The following is a 20,891-nucleotide window of genomic DNA, read 5'->3' as shown; positions in this document are numbered from 1 at the left end:
ACCAAGCGGCCATCGGCTTTCCACCCGGCTCGATCAGGAGGCATGCAAGACCTTTGCCCTATCCCGAGAAGCAGCCGCGTCGAGCGGTGGCGGCCGCCGCCGGATCGGCTGCGCCTTGATGATGGCGGTGCTTGTCTCCGCCTTGTCGGCGATACGGTCGAGAATCCCGTCGAGATCGCCGATCGAGCGTACGAACAGCCGGGCGACGAAGCAGTCATCGCCCGTTACCTTGTCGCATTCGCCGAATTCGGGGATGTCCTCGATCAGCTTCTGAACGATGTGCAGCTTGCCCGGCAGAGGCCGGATGCGCACGATCGCCTGCAAGGTATAGCCGAGCGCGAGCGGATCGATCTCGACGGTGAACGCCCGGATGACGCCGCGCTCCTCGAGTCGTCGCAGCCGCTCCGAAACGCTTGGCGACGACAGCCCGACCTGGGCGGCCAGCTCCTTCAGCGAGGTCCGCGCATCCTTGACCAGGATTTCAAGGAGATTTCGATCGAGATCGTCCAGCATCTTTTTCCTTTTCCCGACAGCTTGGAGCTTTCTCCTAATATAATTAGGCCAATAGGCCATACACCCTTTCCAATCTGATGGAAAGCTTCGCGACCGCATGAGATTATGGCGGCTCAACCGATACGGAGGTTTGTTGTGAACGAGACAGTACGCGGCACGGTCGAAATGTCCGCCGCAATGGCCATCCTGGGAACGATCGGATGGTTCGTCGTCCTGTCCGGCCAGCCGATCATGGATGTGGTGTTTTGGCGTTGCGCTTTCGGCGCGCTGACGCTGCTCATCATCTGCGCCGGGCTGGGGTTGCTGCGCAACAGGCTGTCGCTGCGCATCATCGGCATCGCCGCGCTCGGCGGCGTCGCCATAGTCTTCAACTGGCTTTTGCTGTTCAGCGCTTTCTCGCGCGCGTCGATCTCGATCGCCACCGCCGTCTACAACACGCAGCCCTTCATGCTGGTCGGCTTCGGCGCGCTCTTCTTCGCCGAGCGGCTGAGCCTGACCAAGCTGACCTGGCTGACCATCGCCTTCGCCGGCATGGTGCTGATCGTGCAGTCGGCTCCCGATGCCGGCCCCAATGCCGGCATGGCCGGCACGGATTATTTCACCGGCATCGTCATGGCATTGGGCGCGGCCTTCTTCTGGGCCGTCGCCGCCATCGTCACCAAGAAGCTCAAGGGCACGCCACCGCATCTGATTGCGCTGATCCAGGTCTGCGTCGGCGTCGTCATGCTGGCGCCGTTCGCCAATCTATCCCGGCTTCCAGCCGATGCCTGGAGCTGGACCATGCTGGCGACGCTCGGCATCGTCCACACCGGCCTGATGTACATACTGATGTACGGCGCCATCCAGAAGCTGCCGACGCATCTGCAGGGATCGCTGTCGTTCATCTATCCCGTCGTCGCCATCCTGGTCGACGTCGTCGCCTTCGGCCATCGGCTGCATCTGAGCCAGGTCGTCGGCGCCACCGCCATCCTGATCGCCGCCGCCGGCATGAATCTCGGCTGGACGCTGTGGAAGGGCAAACCGCCCGTCGCGAGCCCGCACCCGATCAAGTGAAGCGGCCCGCCGGCTGCCCGGCGGATCAAACATCGCGATCCCGGCTGCCCGCCTGTTCAAGGCGGGCACTTTGCTCTATGCCGCAATCCAACCATCTTCGCCCGGCATAGGCGAAACGCGGGACCCGAAGAACCATGAATGAAGCAACGCCCCCCAATCGCTGTCGCATCGTGCTGATCGCGCCGCCCGGCGTGCCGGCGGCCCGTATTGTCACGGCATTCGATGGTGGCGATGTCGCTTCGCTGATCCTGCCCGAGAACGGCATGGATGAAGCCTCGTTCCAGGCTTTCGCCGAACGGATCGTGCCGGCAGCGCAAGCCGCCGGCGTTGCTGTCATCATCGCCGGCGACACCCGCATAGCCGGCCGCGTCCAGGCCGACGGCATCCATGTCGAAGTCTCCAAGGCCGAACTCGCCGAGACGATCGAGCATTTCCAGGCAAAGATGATGGTCGGCACCGGAGGCGCCAAGACGCGTGACGACGCGCTCGAGCTTGGCGAGACGCGGCCAGACTACATTTTCTTCGGCCGCTTCGGCTACGACAACAAGCCCGAACCGCACCCGCGCAACCTGTCGCTCGGCGCATGGTGGGCGGACATGATCCAGATCCCTTGCATCGTCATGGCCGGATCCGACATCGCCTCGGTCGAAGCCGTGGGCGCCACCGGCGCTGAATTCGTGGCGCTGTCGAGCGCCGTGTTCGCCGACGGCACCGACCCCAGGACAGCGGTCGCCACCGCCAACGCGCTGCTCGACGAGACTGCGCCGCGTTTCGAGGACTGAAATGTCATCGGCGACGCTTCCCCTCCAGGCTCTGCTTGCGGTGCTGATGGTCCAGGCGGCGGCCGCGGAGACCATCCCCTTGCCGCAGCCCAAGCCGGAAATCGGCGTCCACACCGATAAGCCGATCGACAAGCCGTTGCCGCAGCCCGCCACCACGGCCGAGCCTGCGCCGCTGCCGTCGGCCGACGCCGTCAATCCCGACCGCTTCGGCGCAAAACCCGCCGACGCGGCCTATGGCGCCTTCCAGCGCGGCCTCTACAAGACAGCTTACAATCTGGCATTGGTCCGGGCGCAAAACGGCGACCCGGCGGCGCAGACCCTGGTGGCCGAGATCCTGTCGCGAGGTCTCGGCGTACCGGTCAATTCGGCGCAGGCGGCGAAATGGTACGCCTTGGCCGCCGAACAGGGTGTGCCGGAATCGCAGTTCCAGTATGCGCTGATGCTGCTCGACGGCCGCTATGTCAAAAAGGATGGAAAAGAGGCCTACGCCCTGATGCAGGCCGCAGCCGAAGCCGGCAACCGGCTGGCGCAATTCAATTTCGCGCAGATGCTGGTCCAGCAGGACCCCGGCGACGCCGGTATGGCCAAGGCGGTCTCCTACTATGAACGCGCCGCTGCGACCGGCCTCGCGGACGCGCAATATGCAATGTCGCAGATCTACGCCAACGGTGTCGGCGGCAAGCCACGCGACGATGCCCAGGCAAGGCGCCTGCTGGCGCAGGCCGCAAGGCAGAACTACGACACCGCGCAAATCGATCTCGCCGCCTGGATGATCGAAGGCCGCGGCGGCGCGCGCGACCTGAAATCCGCCTTCGGCTGGATGAAGCAAGCGGCGGAGGGCGGCAATGTTGCCGCCCAGAACCGCCTGGCCAAGCTCTATATGCAAGGCATCGGCACCGATCCGGACCTGGTCCTTGCCGGTGCCTGGTACATCATTGCCCGCCGCGCCGGCCTCATCGATCCGCAGATGGACGACTTCCTGCAGGGGCTGGACGACGACCAGACCAAGCAGGCGCTGCAGAAGGCCAACCGACTGCCTTGACGGCGGTTCTCACGGTCATTGCAAGTGCAACCCCGGCTCCCTTGCCTGGTCCCAACCTGCCCGCTCCCTTGCCTCTTCTGGCGATTTGTGGTCTTGGGAGCCCGAAATCGCTTTCCCAGCGAATATCCCTTACCGACGGCGTGGCCGTAGGCATCATTCCGGATCATCTCATCATGGCCAAGATCAATGGCAACGAAATCCGTCCCGGCTATGTCATCGAGCATGATGGCGGCCTTTGGGTGGCGGTCAGGACCAACACCGTCAAGCCTGGCAAGGGCGGCGCCTACAATCAGGTCGAACTGAAGAACCTCATCAACGGCACCAAGCTCAACGAGCGCTTCCGCTCGGCCGAAACGGTCGAACAGATCCGGCTCGACCTGAAGGATTTTTCCTTCCTCTACGCGCAGGAAGACGCCCTGGTGTTCATGGACACCCAGAGCTACGAGCAGCTCGAATTGAACAAGGACTTCGTCGGCGATCGCGCCGCCTTCCTGCAGGACGGCATGATGGTAACGGTCCAGCTCTACGAAGAGCGGCCGATCGGCATTTCGCTGCCCGACTATGTGACGCTGACCATCACCGAGGCCGACCCGGTGGTGAAGGGCCAGACGGCGGCATCGTCCTACAAGCCGGCGATCCTGGAGAACGGCATCCGCGTCCTGGTGCCGCCCTTCATCGGCGCCGGCGAACGCATCATCGTCGACACCAACGAAATCACTTACGTGCGCCGCGCCGACTGACGCATGTCGCCCAACAGTGGCCCGGTTCCGGGTCACCGACATGCATCGAGGCAGAATTTAAAGCGCAGCACCGGGAAAAAGCACTATGGCACGCTCAGCCCTTCTCAACGTCATGGTCCAGGCCGCAATGAAGGCCGGCCGCTCGCTGTCGCGCGACTTCGGCGAAGTGCAGAACCTGCAGGTCTCGATGAAGGGCCCCGGCGACTATGTCAGCCAGGCCGACCGCAAGGCCGAGGACATCGTCTTCGCCGAACTGTCCAAGGCACGGCCCGGCTATTCCTTCCTGATGGAGGAGCGCGGCGTGGTCGAAGGCGACGACGGCCAGCATCGCTGGATCGTCGACCCGCTCGACGGCACCACCAATTTCCTGCACGGCATTCCGCTCTTTGCCGTTTCGATCGCGCTGGAGCGCCAGGGCCAGATCGTCGCCGGCGTCATCTACAATCCGGCGATGGACGAACTCTACACCTGCGAACGCGGCGGCGGCGCCTTCATGAACGACCGCCGCTTGCGCGTCGCCGGCCGCATCAAGCTGGTCGACACGGTCATCGGCTGCGGCATGCCGCATCTCGGCCGCGGCCACCACGGCAATTTCCTCGTCGAGCTGCGCAACGTCATGGCCGAGGTTTCCGGCGTCCGCCGCCTCGGCTCCGCATCGCTCGATCTCGCCTATGTCGCTGCCGGCCGCATGGATGGCTTCTGGGAAACCGGCCTGTCTGCCTGGGATATCGCCGCCGGGCTGCTTTTGATCCGCGAGGCAGGCGGCTTCGTCTCCGACATGGATGGCGGCCAGGACATGCTCGACAACGGTTCGGTCGTCGCCGGCAACGAGATCATCCAGCGCGCTTTGCTCAAGGTCGTGAAGAAGCCGCTCTCCTCTCGTTGACAGGCAAGCCGCGCCGACAAACCGCCGCGCTGATGCGCCGCAGTCGCAAAACCGCAACGGAAGCTTGAAATACTGCCCGGCGAGCGCCCAGATTGGAGGGCGCGGCGCAGGAACCCGGCTTAGTGAGAGACAACGAACCCTACCCCGATATCCCGTTCATCGGACGCTGGCACTATTCGCGTGCCGAGATGATCGCCGACGGTATCGTCCACGCGGTCGGCATCGTGCTGGCGATATCGGCCGGTTCCGCGCTGCTGGCGCTGGCGGCGTTTCGTGTCGGACCCGGCGAATACATCGCCGCCGCCTTCTACGTGGTTTCGCTGCTCACCGTGCTCTCGGTGTCGATGACCTACAATCTGTGGCCGGTCTCGTCGCCGGCAAAATGGGTGTTGCGGCGTTTCGACCACGCCGCGATCTATCTGCTGATCGCCGCGACCTATACGCCTTTCCTGGCGCAGCTCGAAGGCTCGCCGTTGGCGCGCTGGATGATCGTGCTGGTCTGGACCGCGGCAGCGCTGGGCATTGCCATCAAGGTGTTCTTTCCCGGCCGTTTCGACCGGCTGGCGATCGGCTTCTATCTCGCCATTGGCTGGAGCGGCATCATCCTGGTCAAGCCGCTTGTCCAGACGCTGCCGACGACATCGATAGCGCTGATCGTTGCCGGCGGCATCGTCTACTCCTGCGGCGTCATCTTCTTCGCCTGGAAGGGGCTGCGCTTCCACAATGCGCTGTGGCACGGTTTCGTCGTCACCGGCGCCAGCCTGCATCTGGCCGCCATGGTCGACTGTCTGGTCATCAATCGCCTCTGACACTATCGACGCGGCAATATTGCCAAGCGCCATTCAATTTGGTCACAATTCCGTTTAGAGTCGCGGTTTACGTGATCGGCGGCGGCATCGGAAACGGGGCACGGATGGCTTTTCTCAGATCCTTCGGCATGGGCAGACGTTCTGATGTCCTGATCTACGACCCGCATAAATTATCGAGCCCGCAGGTCTTTCTGCTGACCATGGTGATCTTCCTGGTCATCGTCGCCTTCATCGCCGCCATCCTCACCCGACAGATCTCAACCGCCTTTGGCAGCAATCCCGGCCTCAATGGCCTGATCGTCGGCGTGCTGGTGGTCGGCATCCTTTTGGCCTTCGCCCAGGTCGGGCGACTGTTTCGCGAAGTGCGCTGGGTCAACTCCTTCCGTGCCGGCTCGGAGACGACCGAACCGGTGCTGCTGGCGCCGATGAAGGCGATGATCGGCCGTTCCTCGGCGATGGCCTTCTCGACCAGTTCGATGCGCACCATGCTCGATTCCATCGCCACGCGCCTCGACGAAAGCCGCGACACCTCGCGCTATCTCGTCGGCCTGCTGGTGTTCCTCGGCCTGCTCGGCACCTTCTGGGGATTGTTGAACACCATCGGCTCGATCCGCGAAACCATCGAATCGCTCGATCCCGGCACCGGTGACGCCGCCGCGGTGCTCGATTCCCTGAAGCAGGGGCTTTCGGCGCCGCTGGCCGGCATGGGCACCGCCTTCTCGTCCTCGCTGTTCGGCCTCTCCGGCTCGCTGGTGCTCGGCTTCCTCGACCTGCAGGCCGGCCGCGCCCAGACGCGCTTCTACACCGAACTGGAAAACTGGCTTTCCTCGGTCACCGACCTGTCGTCGGACATCGTCGTCGCCGACCCGGCCAAAACCGAATCCTCCGACGAGATCCGGGTGCTGTCGGAACGGCTGCGCTCGATGCAGGAGAATGGCGGCGGCTCCAACCCGCGCGTCGCCACCGCCATGGCCAATCTCGCCGACGGCATTTCCGGCCTGGTCAAGAATATGCGCTCGGAACAGCAGATCATGCGCGACTGGGTCGAGGCCCAGTCCGACGAGCAGAAGGCGATGCGCAACACGCTGGAAAAGATCGCCGATGCCCTGAAGAAGCCCGGAGTGCACTGAAGTGGCGCTCGCCAGGGGCCGGCGCACCGATCGCCGCATCGACTATTGGCCGGGCTTCGTCGACGCGCTGTCGACGCTGCTTTTGGCGATCATGTTCCTGCTCACGGTCTTCGTGCTGGCGCAGTTCCTGCTGGGACGCGAAATCTCCGGCAAGGATACGGCGCTCTCGCGCCTCAACTCGCAGATCAACGAACTGACCCAATTGCTGGCGCTGGAGCGCTCGACGGCGCAGGACAAGGATGATTCCCTGGCCAATCTGCAGGCGTCGCTGTCGGCCGCGCAAGCGGAAAAGAGCCGGCTCGAACGATTGCTGGCGCAAGGTGCCGGTGCCGGCGACGCCGCCAACCAGCGTGCAGCGGCGCTCGGCGGCGAACTCGACAGCCAGCGCCAGATCAGCCAGCAGGCGCTGAGCCAGGTCGAGATCCTCAACCAGCAGATCGCGGCGCTGCGCAAGCAGATCGGCGCGCTCGAGGATGCGCTCAACGTCTCCGAAATCCGCGACCGCGATTCCAACACCAAGATCGCCGATCTCGGCCGCCGCCTCAACGTCGCGCTGGCGCAGCGCGTGCAGGAGTTGAACCGCTACCGCTCCGACTTCTTCGGCCGTTTGCGCGAAATCCTCGCCGACCGCGAGAACATCCGCATCGTCGGCGACCGCTTCGTCTTCCAGTCGGAAGTGCTGTTCCCGACCGGCTCTGAGGTGATCAACGATGCCGGCAAGGTCGAGATGAAGAAACTCGCCGACGCCATCATCGAGTTGCAGAAGGAAATCCCGCCCGAGATCAACTGGGTGCTGCGCGTCGACGGCCATACCGACAACAAGCCGCTCTCCGGCACCGGCCGCTACCGCGACAATTGGGAACTGTCGACGGCGCGTTCGACCTCGGTGGTGAAATTTCTGATCGAGAACGGCGTGCCGGCCAACCGCCTGGTCGCGGCAGGCTTCGGTGAGTTCCAGCCGCTCGATCCCGCCGACACCGAAGAGGCGCGCAACAAGAACCGCCGTATTGAACTGAAGCTCACCGAACGTTGATCCAAAATCACGCGAACTTGTTCGCCGGCTCAACCCTAGGGCGCAGATGGAGGCCGGCAAGGCCTGAAAAGATTATCTTTTTTTAATTACACATTATCGCAGGGCGGTCCTAGCCTGCCGCCCGGGCCGAGAACCGCCGGCGATGAATCCCCCTCATCGCGACGCGACGGAACCGGACGGCCCAAGGCTGGAAGGCAGGCGGACAACCGCCGCCTCCCTCTACAAGAGGAGACGCGTGATGCGCTCTTTCACTCCCAAGACCTCGCTTAGAACTGCAACACTCACGGCGCTCCTCATCGCCGTTCCGCTTGCCGGCGCCTATGCCGCGGGCCATCACAAGGGCGCTCTCGACGCGACCGATCCAACCGATATGACTGGCCCGCGTGTCGAGGCGCTTATCCAACAGGTGCAGGGCGTCCGGCAGGGCATCGTGGACGCAAGACAGGCCAACAACATCACCCCGGCTGTGGCGGAACGCCTGGAAATGCGCACGGCCCACATCAGTCAGGCGGCAGAGAAAGTCGCCGCCTCCGATCACGGCAGGATACCGGCCGCGCAATACCATGAGCTGCTGCGCCGTCTCGACAATGTCGACCAGCGGCTGATGATCGACACCGGCAGCGGCTTCATGATCGGCGACGGCGCCGACGGCGGCAATTACCCGAACGGCTGAGGCCATAGCGCCCGAAACGGTCCAAGAGGAAGGAACTGCCTGGCGCCTTCGAAAGCGATCCCGCGGGCGCCCTTTTTTACCAGCCGAGCCACACCGCGATCAGGGCGATCACCGCCGGCACGGTCTGGATGAACAGGATCTTGCGCCCGACCGTTGCCGCGCCATAGAGGCCGGCAATGGCCACGCAAGCCAGAAAGAAGACCTTGACCTGGAAACCGGCCGCACCAAGGTATAGCCCCCAGATCAACCCGGCGGCGAGGAACCCGTTATAAAGTCCCTGATTGGCCGCGAGCACTTTCGAGGCACTGGCGAATTCCGGGGTCAGGTTGAAAGCCTTGTGCCCGCGCGGCGTGTCCCACAGCACCATCTCCAGATAGACGATGTAGGCATGGATCAAGGCCACCAGCCCGACCAGGATGTTGCCGATCATTTTTTCCCCCCTTGATGTGTTGCCGGCAGCATTTCATGCGTGGCCTCGCCTGCGCAAGGTGCATTTGCCGGACGGCATCCGAGGGTTGCCAACGCTTTTGCGTTGGTGTCTTTTCGCGCCGTCCCAATCACGGAAGTCGCCATGTCCTTTCAGAAACTCGACGACCTCGGTCACAAGCTCGAAGCGCTCGAGCATGCGCTGGCCATCCTCGGTGCCGATGAGGCCACGCACATGGCCGTCGGCGGCGGCGAGAAGCGTGCCGAGGCGATGTCGGCACTGGCCGGCATGTATCACACCAGGGCAACGGCGCCCGAGATAGCAGACTGGATCGCCGCGGCCGAACAGGAAGCGCTGGGGGAGGAGCAGCGCGCCGCCGTCTCGGAACTGAGGCGGCAATACACCAACCTGACCTGCCTGCCGGTCGAATTCGTCGAACGCCAGACGACCGCGCGCATGCGTTGCGAGCAGCTGTGGCGCGGCCTGCGCGCCAAGAACGACTGGGCAGGCTTCCAGCCGGCGCTGGAAGGCGTCGTGGCGCTGGTGCGCGAGGAGGCGGCGCTGCGTGCCGATGTGCTCGGCCTGGCCCCCTATGACGCGCTGATGGAGCAGTACGACCCCGGCAACCGCACCGCCGACATCACGCCTGTGTTCAGCGACCTGAAGGCTTTTCTGAAAAGTTTCGTGCCGGAGGCGCTGGCGATCCAGGACGCACGGCAGCGCAAGCGCCCGCTGAAGCCGCTTTCGGGCACCTATGCGATCGATCGGCAGCGCGAGCTCGGCCTTGCCATGATGACGGCAGTCGGCTTCGACCTGACGCATGGGTCGCTGTCGGTGTCGCACCACCCTTTCTGCGGCGGCGTGCCGAGCGACGTGCGTATCACCACCCGCTACAAGACGTCCGACTTCCTGTCGGCGCTGATGGGCGTGCTGCACGAGACCGGCCATGCGCTCTACGAACAGAACCTGCCCAAGGCATGGTCGCACTGGCCGCTCGGCAAAGCGCGCGGCATGGCCGTGCATGAAAGCCAGAGCCTGTTCGTCGAGAAGCAGCTAGGCCGCAACCCGGCCTTCTGGCGCTGGGCGCTGCCAGTGGTTGAAAAGCATCTCGGCGAAGCCTGGTCGCTCGACGACATCCTGCCGCACGTGCATCGCGTCGGACGCGGCCTGATCCGGGTCGATGCCGACGAGGTGACCTATCCCCTGCATGTCATCCTGCGCTACGAACTGGAACAGGAACTCGTCTCGGGCCGGCTGGAGGTGGCCGATCTGCCCGAAGCCTGGGACGCCAAGATGCGCGACTACCTCGGCCTTTCCACCATCGACAACCCAGCCGACGGGCCAATGCAGGACGTGCATTGGCCAGGGGCAGCTTTCGGCTACTTCCCCTCCTACACGCTTGGCGCGATGATGGCGGCACAGCAATGGGCGGCGCTGACGCGGGAGCATCCTGCCGCCGACGAGGATCTCGCCAAAGGCAATTTCGAGGCGATCAACGACTGGCGCCGCCAAAAAATCTGGTCACAGGGGTCACGCTGGTCGACGCCGGACCTGCTCGAACGCGCCACCGGCGAAAAGCTCAATGCTACCTATTTCGTGAACCATCTGAAACAGCGCTATGGAGCCGCATAGCGGCTCTCGCCACAGCGGCAGATCTGCCTATTCCGCCGCGCCCCTGAAAGCACTGGCGCCGGTTTCAAACTGCAGCTTGGCCAGCCGCGCATAGATGCCGCCCTTGGCGACAAGGCTCTGATGCGTGCCTTCCTCGACGATCGAGCCGCCATCCATGACCAGGATCCTGTCGGCCTTCAGCACCGTTGCCAGGCGGTGGGCGATGACGATCGTGGTGCGGCCATGCATCAGCCGTTCCAATGCCGTCTGCACGAGCGTTTCGCTTTCGGCGTCGAGTGCCGAGGTGGCCTCGTCGAGCAACAGGATCGGCGCGTCGCGCAAGATGGCACGGGCGATCGCAACCCGCTGGCGCTGACCGCCTGACAGCGTCACGCCGCGCTCACCGACTTGGCTGTCATAGCCCTTTTCCAGCTTGAGGATGAATTCATCGGCAAGTGCATCCTTCGCCGCCGTCTCGATTTCGGTCTTGCTGGCTCCCGGCCGGCCGAAACCGATATTGTCACGCGCGCTTGCCGCGAAAATGGTGACGTCCTGCGGCACGATGGCGATGCGCTGGCGGACCGAAACGGGATCGGCCTCGCGCACATCGACGCCGTCGATCAGGATCTTGCCTGTTTCGGGATCGTAAAAACGCAGGATCAGCGAAAACACCGTGCTCTTGCCGGCCCCTGACGGCCCGACGATCGCCACCGTCTCGCCCGGCATGACCTGAAAGCTTAAGCCGTGCACGGCGGCGCGGTCGGGCCTTGCCGGGTAGGAGAAGGAGATATTGTCGAAGACGATCGCGCCCTTGGCGACGGCCGGCAGCGGCTTCGGATCGGCGGGAGCCTGGATCGCCGGCTTCTCGGCCAGGATCTCGGTCAGCCGTTCGGCAGCACCCGCCGCTTGCGCAAGTTCGCCCCACACTTCCGACAGCGCGCCCAGCGCGCCGGCGGCGAACACCGAATAGAGCAGGAACTGGCCGAGCGTGCCTGGCGATATCGAGCCTTCGAGCACGTCGCGCGAGCCGAACCACAGCACCGCCACGACGGACGAGAAGATGGTGAAAATGGCGAAGAAGGTTAAGAAGGAGCGCGCGAAGATCGAGGAGCGTGCCGCCTCGAAAGCAGCTTCCACCGCAGCCGAGAAATGCCCGGTGACCAGCTTCTCATTGGTGAAGGCCTGCAGCGTGCGCACCGCGCCGATCTGCTCGCTGGCATAGGCGGTGGCATCGGCCAGCGTATCCTGCGCCTGGCGTGATTTGCGCCGCACCGAACGGCCGAAGGCGACCAGCGGCAGCACGATCACGGGTATTGCCGCGATGACCAGGCCGGACAGTTTCGGGCTGGTGATGACCATCATCCCCACCGCGCCAAGGCCGAGGATGACATTGCGCAGCGCCACCGAGGCCGTCGCTCCGACCGCCGACTTGACCTGCGTCGTGTCGGCGGCAAGCCGCGACACGATCTCGCCCGACTGGGCGGTGTCGAAGAAGGCAGGCGACAGCGTCGTCACATGGGCAAACACATCGCGCCTGATATCGGCGACGACGCGCTCGCCCAGCGTGATGACGAAATAGTAGCGGCCGGCCGATGCTGCCGCCAGCAGGGCGGCCATAGCCACCAGCGCTGCGAAATATTCGGCAATGAAGGTCGTGCTGGACGACGAGAAGCCATGATCGATCATGCGACGCACCGCCAGCGGCAGCGCCAGCGTGGTTGCCGCCGCGATAACCAGCGAGATAATGGCGCCGACGACCAGCGTGCGGTAGTGCGTGATGTAGGGGAACAGGCGCTTGAGCGGCTTGAGCGAACGCCGGCGCTCGTCTGCGCTGGTGATTTGCGCCATCCCGATGTTTCCTCCAGCCGTCCTTGGGGTCTGCGCCTCAATATGCGCTTGCCGCGGCCTTGTGATTCAATTCCGGCTGATGTATAGGCTCGCCGACCGTTTTAGAAGCCGTGGCTCCTCAATAGCTGCGGCTTCGAGTTTTAAAAAGGGGCGCATCGACGCAGGCTTATGCCCGTCGGCAGCGCCGGCAAGCCAGGAACCGAACCATGAAGACCGACATCCATCCCGATTATCACACCATCAAGGTCGTCATGACCGACGGCACCGAATACACGACCCGTTCGACCTGGGGCAAGGAAGGCGATACGATGAACCTCGATATCGACCCGACCACCCATCCGGCTTGGACCGGCGGCCAGCAGACCCTGCTCGACCGCGGCGGCCGCCTGTCGAAGTTCAAGAAGCGTTTCGAAGGTTTCGGCATCTAATTGCATGTCGCCCAAAAGTGCCAAGCGGTTTTGGGATAACGACTTGCGTCAAGTAAGAACTTAAGCCAAACGAGCTTTCACAGATCGAAAACCCGCCCTTGTGGCGGGTTTTTTGTTGCGGCGCGGTCCTACTCGGCCAGCAATTCCCTTAACGCCATGCGCTTGTAGGCGGCGACCAGCCTGTCGCCCTCCTGCCGCTCAACCGAGATCGCCAGCCGCATGGCGGCCTCGCCCATCTGCCAGACCAGAAACGCCGTGGTTTCCAGTGTCGCCGGATCGGCTGCCGGCCGCAGCCGTTTCAGCACCGCGCTGAGGAACTCGGCGTTGGCGCGGCTGTCGGCGAGTTCGAGCTGGCGCAGCGCCTTGTCGGCCTGCGTGCCCGACCAGATGTCGCGTATCACCGGCTCGGCCAGGAACAGCCGGTAATAGATGTCGACCAACTCTGAAAACGCGGACTGCAGGCGTTCGGCGTCGCTGATACCAGCCAGTGCTGCCGAAATGCAGGACTGGCTTTCGGCGGTGTAGCGCTCGGCCAGCGCCCAGATGATCGCCCGCTTGTCCGGAAAGAACTGGTAGAGCGACCCGATCGACACCCCAGCGCGCTCCGCCACCTCACCCATGCGCATGGCATCGCTGCCTTGCTCGGCGATCAGCGCCGAGGCAGCCGCCAGCATGCGCTCGACCCGCTCGCGGCTGCGCTGCTGGCTCGGCGCCCGACGCGGTGAAGCAGCCTGCTTCTGTGCGGAAACGGGGGTTGCCGCGTCTTCCATACCTGACTCCAAATGCCGCCAAAATCACTTGACTCGAAAAATACGAGGGTTTATCACGTTTTGCAAATGTGAGGATTAATCACGTTTATGCGGAGGAAAGCACAATGGGCATCTGGAGCAACTGACATGATCGCGAAACTTCTTCCCACTCTCATCTTCATTGCCGCACTTGGCTCAGGCGTCGTCGGCGGCGTCTTCTTTGCTTTCTCCAGCTTCGTCATGCCGGGCCTCGCCCGCATGCCAGCCGCAAGCGGCATTGCCGCGATGAATTCCATCAACGTCACAGCGGTGACGCCGCTATTCATGACAGCACTGTTCGGCACGGCTCTCGTCTGCATCGTTGTCGCCATCGGTGCGGTGATCGGCTGGAACCAGCCAGGCTCGCTCTGGCTGGTTGCCGGCAGCCTGCTCTATCTCATCGGCATCGTGGTGGTGACGATGATCTTCAACGTCCCGCTCAACGATGCGCTCGCCGCCCTCGATCCGGCCAGCAGCAATGGCGCAAGCCTGTGGTCGCGCTACCTCAACGAGTGGGTGATGTGGAACCATGTCCGCACCATCAGCGGCATAGCCGCGCTGGCATCCTTCTGGTTCGCCGCGCGTTGAAAAGGATGGATGGAGCCACCGATGAAGGATCAATATTCGAATATGGCCTTCGGCATGGCGATCGGAGTTGGTGTCGGTGCCGCGGTCGGCACCGCTCTGGATGACCTTCCGATGGGCGTCGCCGTGGGTATTGCGATCGGCGCCGCCTTCGGAGCGTGGCGACGCAAGTGACGGCAGCGCCGGCGGCCTCTACGCCTTTGTCTTCCGATCGGAATGACCGAGGTCGCGGTCCGGATCAATGACATCGCGGACCAGTTGCTTCAGCTTGGCCGCGTCCGGAAAACCGCCGTCGCGCTTGCGATCCCAGACAAGCACGTCATTGCAGGAAATGGTGAAGATGCCGCCGGTGCCCGGCACCAGCGTTACTTCGCCGAGGTCCGTGCCGAAGGTCGACAGCAGCTCCTGCGCCATCCAGCCGGCGCGCAACAGCCATTGGCACTGCGTGCAGTAGGTGATGCGGATGGCGGGGAGCACTCTCTCGCTCATGCCGGGCTGAGCTCCGCTCATGCCGCGCTGAGCTTGGCCATGGTCTCGTCGTCGACTTCGAAGTTGGCGTAGACGCTCTGCACGTCGTCGTCGTCCTCGAGCGTGGCGACCAGTTTCATCAGCGACTGTGCCCGCTCCTCGTCGACCGGAACGTTGTTCTGAGGCCGCCAGATCAGCTTCACCGATTCTGCCTCGCCGAGCGAGGTTTCCAGAGCCTTCGACACCTCACCGAGATTCTCGAAGGCGCAATAGATGGTGTGGCCTTCCTCGTCGGTTTCCACGTCGTCGGCGCCGGCTTCGATTGCCGCTTCCATGACCTTGTCGGCGCTGCCGGCCGATGCCGGATAATAGATCTCGCCGACGCGGTCCCACATGAAGGAAACCGAGCCCGTTTCCCCCATCGCGCCGCCGGCCTTGGTGAAGGCAGCACGCACATTGGACGCCGAGCGGTTGCGGTTGTCGGTCAGCGCCTCGACAATGACAGCGACGCCGCCCGGGCCATAGCCCTCATAGCGCACGGCTTCGTAATTCTCGGCATCGCCCATCGAGGCCTTGTTGACGGCGCGCTGGATGTTGTCCTTCGGCATCGACACCGCCTTGGCGTTCTGGATCGCCAGGCGCAAGCGCGGGTTCATCGATGGATCGGGCGTCCCGCTTTTAGCGGCGACGGTGATTTCGCGCGCCAGCTTGGAAAACATTTTAGACCGCACCGCATCCTGGCGGCCCTTGCGGTGCATGATGTTCTTGAACTGTGAATGGCCAGCCATGGCACCCCTGTCGTCTTCTCGGCTAGAGCATCGCGAAGCGAAGTGATCTGACCTCGTCTTCCGCAATGCCCGAATTCAAAATTTCAGAGCGTCCCAGGTGCACCTCTTGGAAGCACGGCGTTCTCTGTCGGAATGGCCGGCTTATAGATAAATCGGCTCAATTCGTCCAGCCGCACCGCGCATGCGGCGCAAGACGTGACCTGCTGCGGCCGCTCACGCCTCGAGGTCCGACTTCAGTCGGTCGATGATGCTGAGCGCATGGCCGGCATACTGGCTGATCCAGCGGTCGTGGATCTGCTTGATCGGCAGCGCGTTGAGATGGTTCCAGCGCTCGCGGCCGTCGCGCCGCGCAACGATCAGGTCGGCCTCCTCCAGCACCTTCAGATGCAGCATGACCGTGCAGCGATCGATAGCGGGAAAGGCCTCGCACAGCGTGCCGGTCGTCTTCGGCGCGTCCTTCAGCTGATCCAGTATTTCACGCCGGCGCGGATGCGCCAGCGCCTTGAAAACATTGTCGTCTTGCGATCTGCTTGACATGTTATGTTTATATAACATATCTTTGGACCGATCAAGGGAAGGAGCTGTGGATATGTCACTTGGATTCAGTGTTTCCGGACGCATCGGCAAGCCGGTCGCCGACGTCTTCGACGCAGTCGTCAATCCGAAGAAACTGAGCGGCTATTTCACCACGATCGGCGGCGCCAGCGCCCCGCTGGAAGCCGGCGCCGGCGTCGTCTGGTGGGGCAAGGTGCCGGTTGAGGTCGACGAAGTGGTCAAGGACCGCCGCATCGTGCTGCGCTGGGATGCCACCGATGAGGACGGCAAGCCGGCCTACAAAACCCGCATCGAGATGAACTTCGAACCGCTGGACGATGGCGGCACCTTCGTCACCATCGCCGAGAGCGGCTGGCAGGAAGGCGCGGTCGGCCTGAAGAAGTCCTACCTCAATTGCGAGGGCTGGTCGCAGATGCTGGCCTGCATGAAGGCCTATGTCGAGTACGGCATCAATTTGCGCGACGGTTACTACCGCAGCGAGATGAAAGGCGAACCCGCCAACGAGACCAATATCTGACCATTAGGAGCATTCCATGGACATCCACGAAAAACCGACCGCCGAAGCCGGCATGCTGATCCGGCGGCCTGTCGCCGAAGTGTTCGAGGCCTTCGTCGACCCGGCCATCACCACAAAATTCTGGTTTACCCATGGCAGCGGCCGGCTGGACAGCGGCGAGCAGATCCACTGGGAATGGCGCATGTACGGCGCCTCGACGACGGTCGACGTCAGCGAGATCGTTCCGAACGAAAAGATCGTCATGCAGTGGAGCGATCCACCGACCACCGTGGTCTGGACTTTCACCGAAATGCCTGGCGAGACAACTTTTCTCGAGGTTCGCAATTTTGGCTTCGCCGGCGATGGCGACGGGCAGGTCAAAGAGGCCGTCGGCTCAACCGGCGGCTTCACGCTGGTGCTGGCCGGTGCCAAGGCGTGGCTGGAACAAGGCCTGACGCTCGGCCTGATCGGCGACCGTCACCCGAAGGGCGTGCCGGCTAACTGAACCGGCGGGCTTGGGATCGCCGCTTTTCCTGCTCACGACGAGCTTGAGCCCAATTCTCGGCCGGAGCTTCCGGAATGTCCAAGATATCGATCTCGCTGTCAGGCAATTCAGCCAGCTTGGCCAACTGATCGCGCTGATCCTGGCTAAGGTCCCTGCTGCTCATGCCTCAATGCCCGCCGCCCGGCTTCTTGCGCCGCCGCGCCAGCATGTTGAGCCCCTCGACCAATGCCGAAAAGCCCATCGCCGCATAGATGTAGCCCTTGGGCACATGGTAGCCCATGCCGTCGGCGATCAGTGTCATGCCGATCATCAAAAGGAAGCCCAGCGCCAGCATGACAATGCTCGGGTTCTTGGCGATGAAGTTGGCCAGCGGCCCGGCCGCCAGCATCATCACGCTGACCGCCACGATCACGGCGATGTACATGATGGCGATCTCGTCGGTCATGCCGACGGCGGTGATGATCGAATCGATTGAGAAGACCAGGTCGAGCAGTAGGATCTGGAAGATCGCGCCGGCGAGGCTGATCTGCAGCGTCTCGCCCATCATCGTATCCTTGTGGTCGTCGGGATCGACCGTGTGATGGATCTCCTTGGTCGCCTTCCAGACCAGGAACAGGCCGCCGGCGATCAGGATCAGGTCGCGCCAGGAAAAACCGTGGCCGAAGGCCGTGAACACCGGCGTGGTCAGCTGGACGATGATCGAAATGGTGGCCAGCAGCACCAGCCGCATGATCAGCGCCGCCGAGATGCCGAGCCGGCGGGCACGGGCCCGTTGTGCTTCCGGCAGCTTGTTGGTCAGGATCGAGATGAAGATCAGATTGTCGATGCCGAGCACGACCTCGAGCACAATCAGCGTCAGCAGCGCGACCCAGGCGGTTGGATCGGACACAAATTGAAAATGCGGCGCCAGGAATTCGATGAGCTGCATGGAGGTCGTCCCCTCTTTTAACGATCTAGAGCAGTGTCGCCGGCAGTTAGGTACTAAGCGTGCCTATATCAATGTCATGACCAGAAGGACGGTGCGGTTTCCTCCAGCCGCGGGCCGCGACGAAACGGCGCGATCCGGTCGGTCAGCCCGGTGCGGTCGGAAATATCGACGCCGACGCCGCACAAGGTCGCCGGTCCGGTCGCCGCTTCGAAGCGGCCTTTCGGCACTTTCGACAGGAACCGGTTGAGCGGCTCCTCCTTGTCCATGCCGAGCGAGGAATCATAGTCGCCGCACATGCCGGCGTCGGACATATAACCGGTGCCGCCATTGAGGATCTGGTGATCGCCGGTCGGCTGGTGGGTATGGGTGCCGACGACGAGGCTGGCACGGCCGTCGACGAAATGCGCGAAGCACATCTTTTCCGAGGTCGCCTCGGCGTGGAAGTCGATGATCACGGCATCCGCCTGCTCGCCGAGCGGACAGGCGGCAAGCTCGCGTTCGCCGGCCTGGAAGGGATCGTCGAGTTCGGGATGCATGAACACCCGGCCCATGATGTTGGCGACCAGCACGCGCGCGCCGCTCCTGGCGATGTAGACGCCGGAGCCGCGCCCGGGCGTGCCCTTGGGAAAGTTCGAGGGGCGCAGGAAGCGCTCTTCGCGCGGCGCGAAGGCGAGTGCGTCGCGCTGGTCCCAGACATGGTTGCCGGTTGTGACGACATCCGCACCGGCCGCGATCGTCTCGCGAAAGATATCTTCGGTGATGCCGAAGCCGCCGGCGGCGTTCTCACCGTTGACGATGACGAAATCGAGTTTGAAGTCGGAGATCAAGCCGGGCAGCTGTTCCCACACCGCCGTCCGTCCTGTCTTTCCAACCATGTCACCGAGGAAGAGAAGTCTCATATGATCCCGCACCGAAGGTCAGCGAAGCAAAAGCTGCATGACGTCTGTGAAAGATCATGCGTCCTTTTATCTACAATTTTGACGCGAAGCGGCGCAACCCGCTCTCGGTCAGTATTTCCGGAATGACGACGTCATGTTCCTCATCCGGCACCATTGCCACCTCCTGGCAGTCGAAGGCGATGCCGACCAGCCGCGGCGGCTGTCCCTTGTCGATCAGCTTGGCGATGGCGCGGTCGTAATAGCCGGCACCATAGCCGATGCGATGGCCGCGCGCATCGAAGGCGGCGAGCGGCACCAGCATCACCGAGGGGTCGAGCACTTCTGCTTCTTCATGCGGGCCGACCGTGCCGAAACCCATCTCGACCATCGGCACGCCGCGCACCAGTTCGCGAAAGACGATCGTGGTTTTGTCGAGAATGGCCGGCAGGCAAAGCCGCGCGCCCCTTTCGCGCAAGGCAAACATCAGCGGCCTGACGTCGACTTCCGAGCGCATCGGCCAGAAGCCGGAAACGATCTGGCCCGGCTCGACATGGAGATGATCGCGTGCCGTCTCTGCCATTTCAAGCGCGACCTCCACCCGCCAGAATTCGTCGAGCGCATCGCGGCGTCCGAGGGCCTCGCGGCGAAGCTGCTTTTTGAGGTCTTTGAGAGAGGTCATGCAGTCAGGGTAGAAAAGGTCAGATCTGGATGGAGTGTTGGGAGCGACGTTTTCCACCGCAATCATCCACCGAAATGCGGGACGCGTGGCAATAAGTGACGATCCACACAACCGGTGGAGAGAGCGATCCCGGGAACCTACAAAGTAGGTGGGCGCCGTGTGAGAAAACCCACGGGTCTTCCCAGGGACAGCTCCCTAAGGATCGTTAAGGCCCCGGGGAAAATGTTCTCCTGCCGGGAAGCACAGACCGTCCCGCCCAATATAGGCTGCCGGCCGGCTAAGCGCCAGTGAGACGGGCACTCTTTCCGTGTTGGGTTCAGGCCCTCGCGCCGCCAACACCTCACCCTTGCACAGGCACGGCCTCGTCCTTACGGTCGCGATGACCAACCGAGGAGTAAGAATGCGTTTCGAAGGCACGGCGGCCTATGTCGCCGACAAGGATCTGATGGTGGCCGTCAATGCGGCGATCGCGCTGGAGCGGCCCTTGCTGGTCAAGGGCGAGCCCGGCACCGGCAAGACGGAACTGGCCCGCCAGGTGGCGGCTGCACTCGGCCTCGACCTCATCGAATGGCACGTCAAGTCGACGACGCGGGCGCAGCAGGGCCTGTACGAATATGATGCCGTCTCGCGCCTGCGCGACAGCCAGTTGGGCGACGAGCGCTTCAACGACATCAGGAATTACATCAAGCGCGGCAAACTCTGGGAGGCTTTCGCCGCCGGCAGGAAGGTCGTGCTCTTGATCGACGAGATCGACAAGGCCGACATCGAATTCCCAAACGATCTCCTGCAGGAACTCGATCGGATGGAGTTCTTCGTCTACGAGACCGGCGAAACCATCCGCGCCGCCGTCAGGCCGATCGTCATCATCACTTCCAACAACGAGAAGGAGTTGCCGGACGCGTTCCTGCGCCGCTGCTTCTTCCATTACATCCGCTTTCCCGACGTCGACACGCTGCACAGAATCGTCGACGTCCACTATCCCGGCATCAAGCAGAACCTGGTTCGGGCAGCCCTCACCCAGTTCTACGAGATCCGCGAAGTGCCGGGGCTGAAGAAAAAACCGTCGACCTCCGAGGCGCTCGACTGGATAAGGCTGCTGGTCGCCGACGACATCGCGCCCGAGGATCTGCGCGCCGACCCGAAGAACGCGTTGCCCAAGCTGCATGGCGCATTGCTGAAGAACGAACAGGATGTCCATCTGTTCGAGCGGCTTGCCTTCATGGCACGCAGGCAAGGGTGAGGCGCC

27 protein-coding genes and 1 other RNA gene are annotated in these 20,891 nt (G+C 63.2%); 16 read left to right on the top strand and 12 right to left on the bottom strand.

Annotation, left to right across the window (positions count from 1 at the left end; genetic code table 11):
• Positions 1-33: 33 nt before the first annotated feature.
• Positions 34-513: an Lrp/AsnC family transcriptional regulator gene (locus MESCI_RS06360; protein ID WP_013529131.1), complete on the bottom strand. Its 480-nt coding sequence runs from the start codon at positions 511-513 to the stop codon at positions 34-36.
• Between the two features lie 135 nt (positions 514-648).
• Here MESCI_RS06360 and MESCI_RS06355 point away from each other — a divergent pair, with 135 nt between their 5' ends.
• From MESCI_RS06355 to MESCI_RS06315, 9 genes are all read left to right on the top strand, one after another.
• Positions 649-1,566, top strand: a complete 918-nt coding sequence (locus MESCI_RS06355) for a DMT family transporter (RefSeq protein WP_013529130.1) — start codon at positions 649-651, stop codon at positions 1,564-1,566.
• 134 nt (positions 1,567-1,700) lie between these two features.
• On the top strand, positions 1,701-2,348 hold the full coding sequence (locus MESCI_RS06350) for a thiamine phosphate synthase (protein ID WP_013529129.1): 648 nt from the start codon (positions 1,701-1,703) through the stop codon (positions 2,346-2,348).
• 1 nt (position 2,349) lies between these two features.
• On the top strand, positions 2,350-3,390 hold the full coding sequence (locus tag MESCI_RS06345) for a tetratricopeptide repeat protein (RefSeq protein WP_013529128.1): 1,041 nt from the start codon (positions 2,350-2,352) through the stop codon (positions 3,388-3,390).
• A gap of 173 nt (positions 3,391-3,563) precedes the next feature.
• The gene (gene efp / locus MESCI_RS06340) at positions 3,564-4,130 is read left to right on the top strand and encodes an elongation factor P (RefSeq protein ID WP_013529127.1); all 567 of its coding nucleotides are present in this window, start codon (positions 3,564-3,566) and stop codon (positions 4,128-4,130) included.
• Positions 4,131-4,215: 85 nt separating this feature from the next.
• Complete coding sequence (locus tag MESCI_RS06335) at positions 4,216-5,016, top strand: inositol monophosphatase family protein (RefSeq protein ID WP_013529126.1); 801 nt, start codon at positions 4,216-4,218, stop codon at positions 5,014-5,016.
• A gap of 122 nt (positions 5,017-5,138) precedes the next feature.
• Complete coding sequence (gene trhA, locus MESCI_RS06330) at positions 5,139-5,825, top strand: PAQR family membrane homeostasis protein TrhA (protein WP_027162532.1); 687 nt, start codon at positions 5,139-5,141, stop codon at positions 5,823-5,825.
• Between the two features lie 104 nt (positions 5,826-5,929).
• Entirely contained in the window at positions 5,930-6,955 is a 1,026-nt protein-coding gene (locus MESCI_RS06325; protein ID WP_013529124.1) for a MotA/TolQ/ExbB proton channel family protein, read from the top strand.
• Between the two features lies 1 nt (position 6,956).
• The gene (locus tag MESCI_RS06320; RefSeq protein WP_013529123.1) at positions 6,957-7,988 is read left to right on the top strand and encodes a peptidoglycan -binding protein; all 1,032 of its coding nucleotides are present in this window, start codon (positions 6,957-6,959) and stop codon (positions 7,986-7,988) included.
• A 238-nt stretch (positions 7,989-8,226) separates the two neighbouring features.
• Positions 8,227-8,661 (top strand): hypothetical protein, encoded by a 435-nt coding sequence (locus MESCI_RS06315; protein WP_013529122.1) that lies wholly within the window; start codon positions 8,227-8,229, stop codon positions 8,659-8,661.
• Between the two features lie 76 nt (positions 8,662-8,737).
• Here the strand turns inward: MESCI_RS06315 and MESCI_RS06310 are convergent, their stop codons facing one another.
• The gene (locus MESCI_RS06310; RefSeq protein ID WP_013529121.1) at positions 8,738-9,091 is read right to left on the bottom strand and encodes a DUF1304 domain-containing protein; all 354 of its coding nucleotides are present in this window, start codon (positions 9,089-9,091) and stop codon (positions 8,738-8,740) included.
• Positions 9,092-9,232: 141 nt separating this feature from the next.
• Here MESCI_RS06310 and MESCI_RS06305 point away from each other — a divergent pair, with 141 nt between their 5' ends.
• On the top strand, positions 9,233-10,720 hold the full coding sequence (locus tag MESCI_RS06305; RefSeq protein WP_013529120.1) for a carboxypeptidase M32: 1,488 nt from the start codon (positions 9,233-9,235) through the stop codon (positions 10,718-10,720).
• 27 nt (positions 10,721-10,747) lie between these two features.
• Here the strand turns inward: MESCI_RS06305 and MESCI_RS06300 are convergent, their stop codons facing one another.
• The gene (locus tag MESCI_RS06300) at positions 10,748-12,547 is read right to left on the bottom strand and encodes an ABC transporter transmembrane domain-containing protein (RefSeq protein ID WP_013529119.1); all 1,800 of its coding nucleotides are present in this window, start codon (positions 12,545-12,547) and stop codon (positions 10,748-10,750) included.
• Positions 12,548-12,753: 206 nt separating this feature from the next.
• Between MESCI_RS06300 and rpmE the strand changes: the two genes are divergently transcribed.
• Positions 12,754-12,975 carry a 50S ribosomal protein L31 gene (gene rpmE, locus MESCI_RS06295; RefSeq protein WP_013529118.1) on the top strand — a complete coding sequence of 74 codons (222 nt, stop codon included), beginning with the start codon at positions 12,754-12,756 and terminating at the stop codon, positions 12,973-12,975.
• 128 nt (positions 12,976-13,103) lie between these two features.
• Here rpmE and MESCI_RS06290 read toward each other — a convergent pair whose 3' ends face one another.
• Positions 13,104-13,745 carry a TetR/AcrR family transcriptional regulator gene (locus MESCI_RS06290; RefSeq protein ID WP_013529117.1) on the bottom strand — a complete coding sequence of 214 codons (642 nt, stop codon included), beginning with the start codon at positions 13,743-13,745 and terminating at the stop codon, positions 13,104-13,106.
• A 126-nt stretch (positions 13,746-13,871) separates the two neighbouring features.
• Here MESCI_RS06290 and MESCI_RS06285 point away from each other — a divergent pair, with 126 nt between their 5' ends.
• Positions 13,872-14,351 (top strand): anthrone oxygenase family protein, encoded by a 480-nt coding sequence (locus MESCI_RS06285; protein ID WP_013529116.1) that lies wholly within the window; start codon positions 13,872-13,874, stop codon positions 14,349-14,351.
• A 21-nt stretch (positions 14,352-14,372) separates the two neighbouring features.
• Positions 14,373-14,522 carry a glycine zipper domain-containing protein gene (locus MESCI_RS06280; RefSeq protein ID WP_013529115.1) on the top strand — a complete coding sequence of 50 codons (150 nt, stop codon included), beginning with the start codon at positions 14,373-14,375 and terminating at the stop codon, positions 14,520-14,522.
• 18 nt (positions 14,523-14,540) lie between these two features.
• Here the strand turns inward: MESCI_RS06280 and MESCI_RS06275 are convergent, their stop codons facing one another.
• The 3 genes from MESCI_RS06275 to MESCI_RS06265 all read right to left on the bottom strand — a co-directional run bounded on the left by MESCI_RS06275 (position 14,541) and on the right by MESCI_RS06265 (position 16,141).
• A complete protein-coding gene (locus tag MESCI_RS06275) occupies positions 14,541-14,837 on the bottom strand; it encodes an Rdx family protein (RefSeq protein ID WP_127224143.1) in 297 nt (98 codons plus the stop codon).
• A 17-nt stretch (positions 14,838-14,854) separates the two neighbouring features.
• Positions 14,855-15,604, bottom strand: coding sequence for a YebC/PmpR family DNA-binding transcriptional regulator (locus MESCI_RS06270; RefSeq protein WP_013529113.1), 750 nt, complete (start codon positions 15,602-15,604; stop codon positions 14,855-14,857).
• A gap of 213 nt (positions 15,605-15,817) precedes the next feature.
• Entirely contained in the window at positions 15,818-16,141 is a 324-nt protein-coding gene (locus MESCI_RS06265) for an ArsR/SmtB family transcription factor (protein ID WP_013529112.1), read from the bottom strand.
• 52 nt (positions 16,142-16,193) lie between these two features.
• Here MESCI_RS06265 and MESCI_RS06260 point away from each other — a divergent pair, with 52 nt between their 5' ends.
• Positions 16,194-16,676, top strand: coding sequence for an SRPBCC domain-containing protein (locus tag MESCI_RS06260; RefSeq protein ID WP_013529111.1), 483 nt, complete (start codon positions 16,194-16,196; stop codon positions 16,674-16,676).
• A gap of 16 nt (positions 16,677-16,692) precedes the next feature.
• The gene (locus tag MESCI_RS06255) at positions 16,693-17,160 is read left to right on the top strand and encodes an SRPBCC family protein (RefSeq protein WP_013529110.1); all 468 of its coding nucleotides are present in this window, start codon (positions 16,693-16,695) and stop codon (positions 17,158-17,160) included.
• On the opposite strand, the gene MESCI_RS06250 is transcribed toward MESCI_RS06255, so the two are convergent.
• From MESCI_RS06250 to ssrS, 5 genes are all read right to left on the bottom strand, one after another.
• A complete protein-coding gene (locus tag MESCI_RS06250; RefSeq protein ID WP_164919823.1) occupies positions 17,153-17,323 on the bottom strand; it encodes a hypothetical protein in 171 nt (56 codons plus the stop codon). The two genes, MESCI_RS06255 and MESCI_RS06250, sit on opposite strands and share 8 nt — an antisense overlap.
• A 3-nt stretch (positions 17,324-17,326) precedes the next feature.
• On the bottom strand, positions 17,327-18,088 hold the full coding sequence (locus MESCI_RS06245) for a TerC family protein (protein ID WP_013529109.1): 762 nt from the start codon (positions 18,086-18,088) through the stop codon (positions 17,327-17,329).
• 74 nt (positions 18,089-18,162) lie between these two features.
• Complete coding sequence (locus MESCI_RS06240; protein WP_013529108.1) at positions 18,163-18,987, bottom strand: TIGR00282 family metallophosphoesterase; 825 nt, start codon at positions 18,985-18,987, stop codon at positions 18,163-18,165.
• Positions 18,988-19,057: 70 nt separating this feature from the next.
• A complete protein-coding gene (locus MESCI_RS06235) occupies positions 19,058-19,645 on the bottom strand; it encodes a 5-formyltetrahydrofolate cyclo-ligase (protein WP_013529107.1) in 588 nt (195 codons plus the stop codon).
• 96 nt (positions 19,646-19,741) lie between these two features.
• Positions 19,742-19,897: non-coding RNA, 6S RNA (gene ssrS / locus MESCI_RS06230), on the bottom strand.
• A 148-nt stretch (positions 19,898-20,045) separates the two neighbouring features.
• On the opposite strand from ssrS, the gene MESCI_RS06225 reads away from it, so the two are divergent.
• Complete coding sequence (locus MESCI_RS06225; protein ID WP_013529106.1) at positions 20,046-20,885, top strand: AAA family ATPase; 840 nt, start codon at positions 20,046-20,048, stop codon at positions 20,883-20,885.
• The last annotated feature ends 6 nt before the right edge of the window (positions 20,886-20,891 follow it).

This window comes from Mesorhizobium ciceri biovar biserrulae WSM1271 (assembly GCF_000185905.1).
Classification (GTDB): domain Bacteria; phylum Pseudomonadota; class Alphaproteobacteria; order Rhizobiales; family Rhizobiaceae; genus Mesorhizobium; species Mesorhizobium ciceri.
This window is presented reverse-complemented; position numbering and strand designations above follow the sequence as displayed.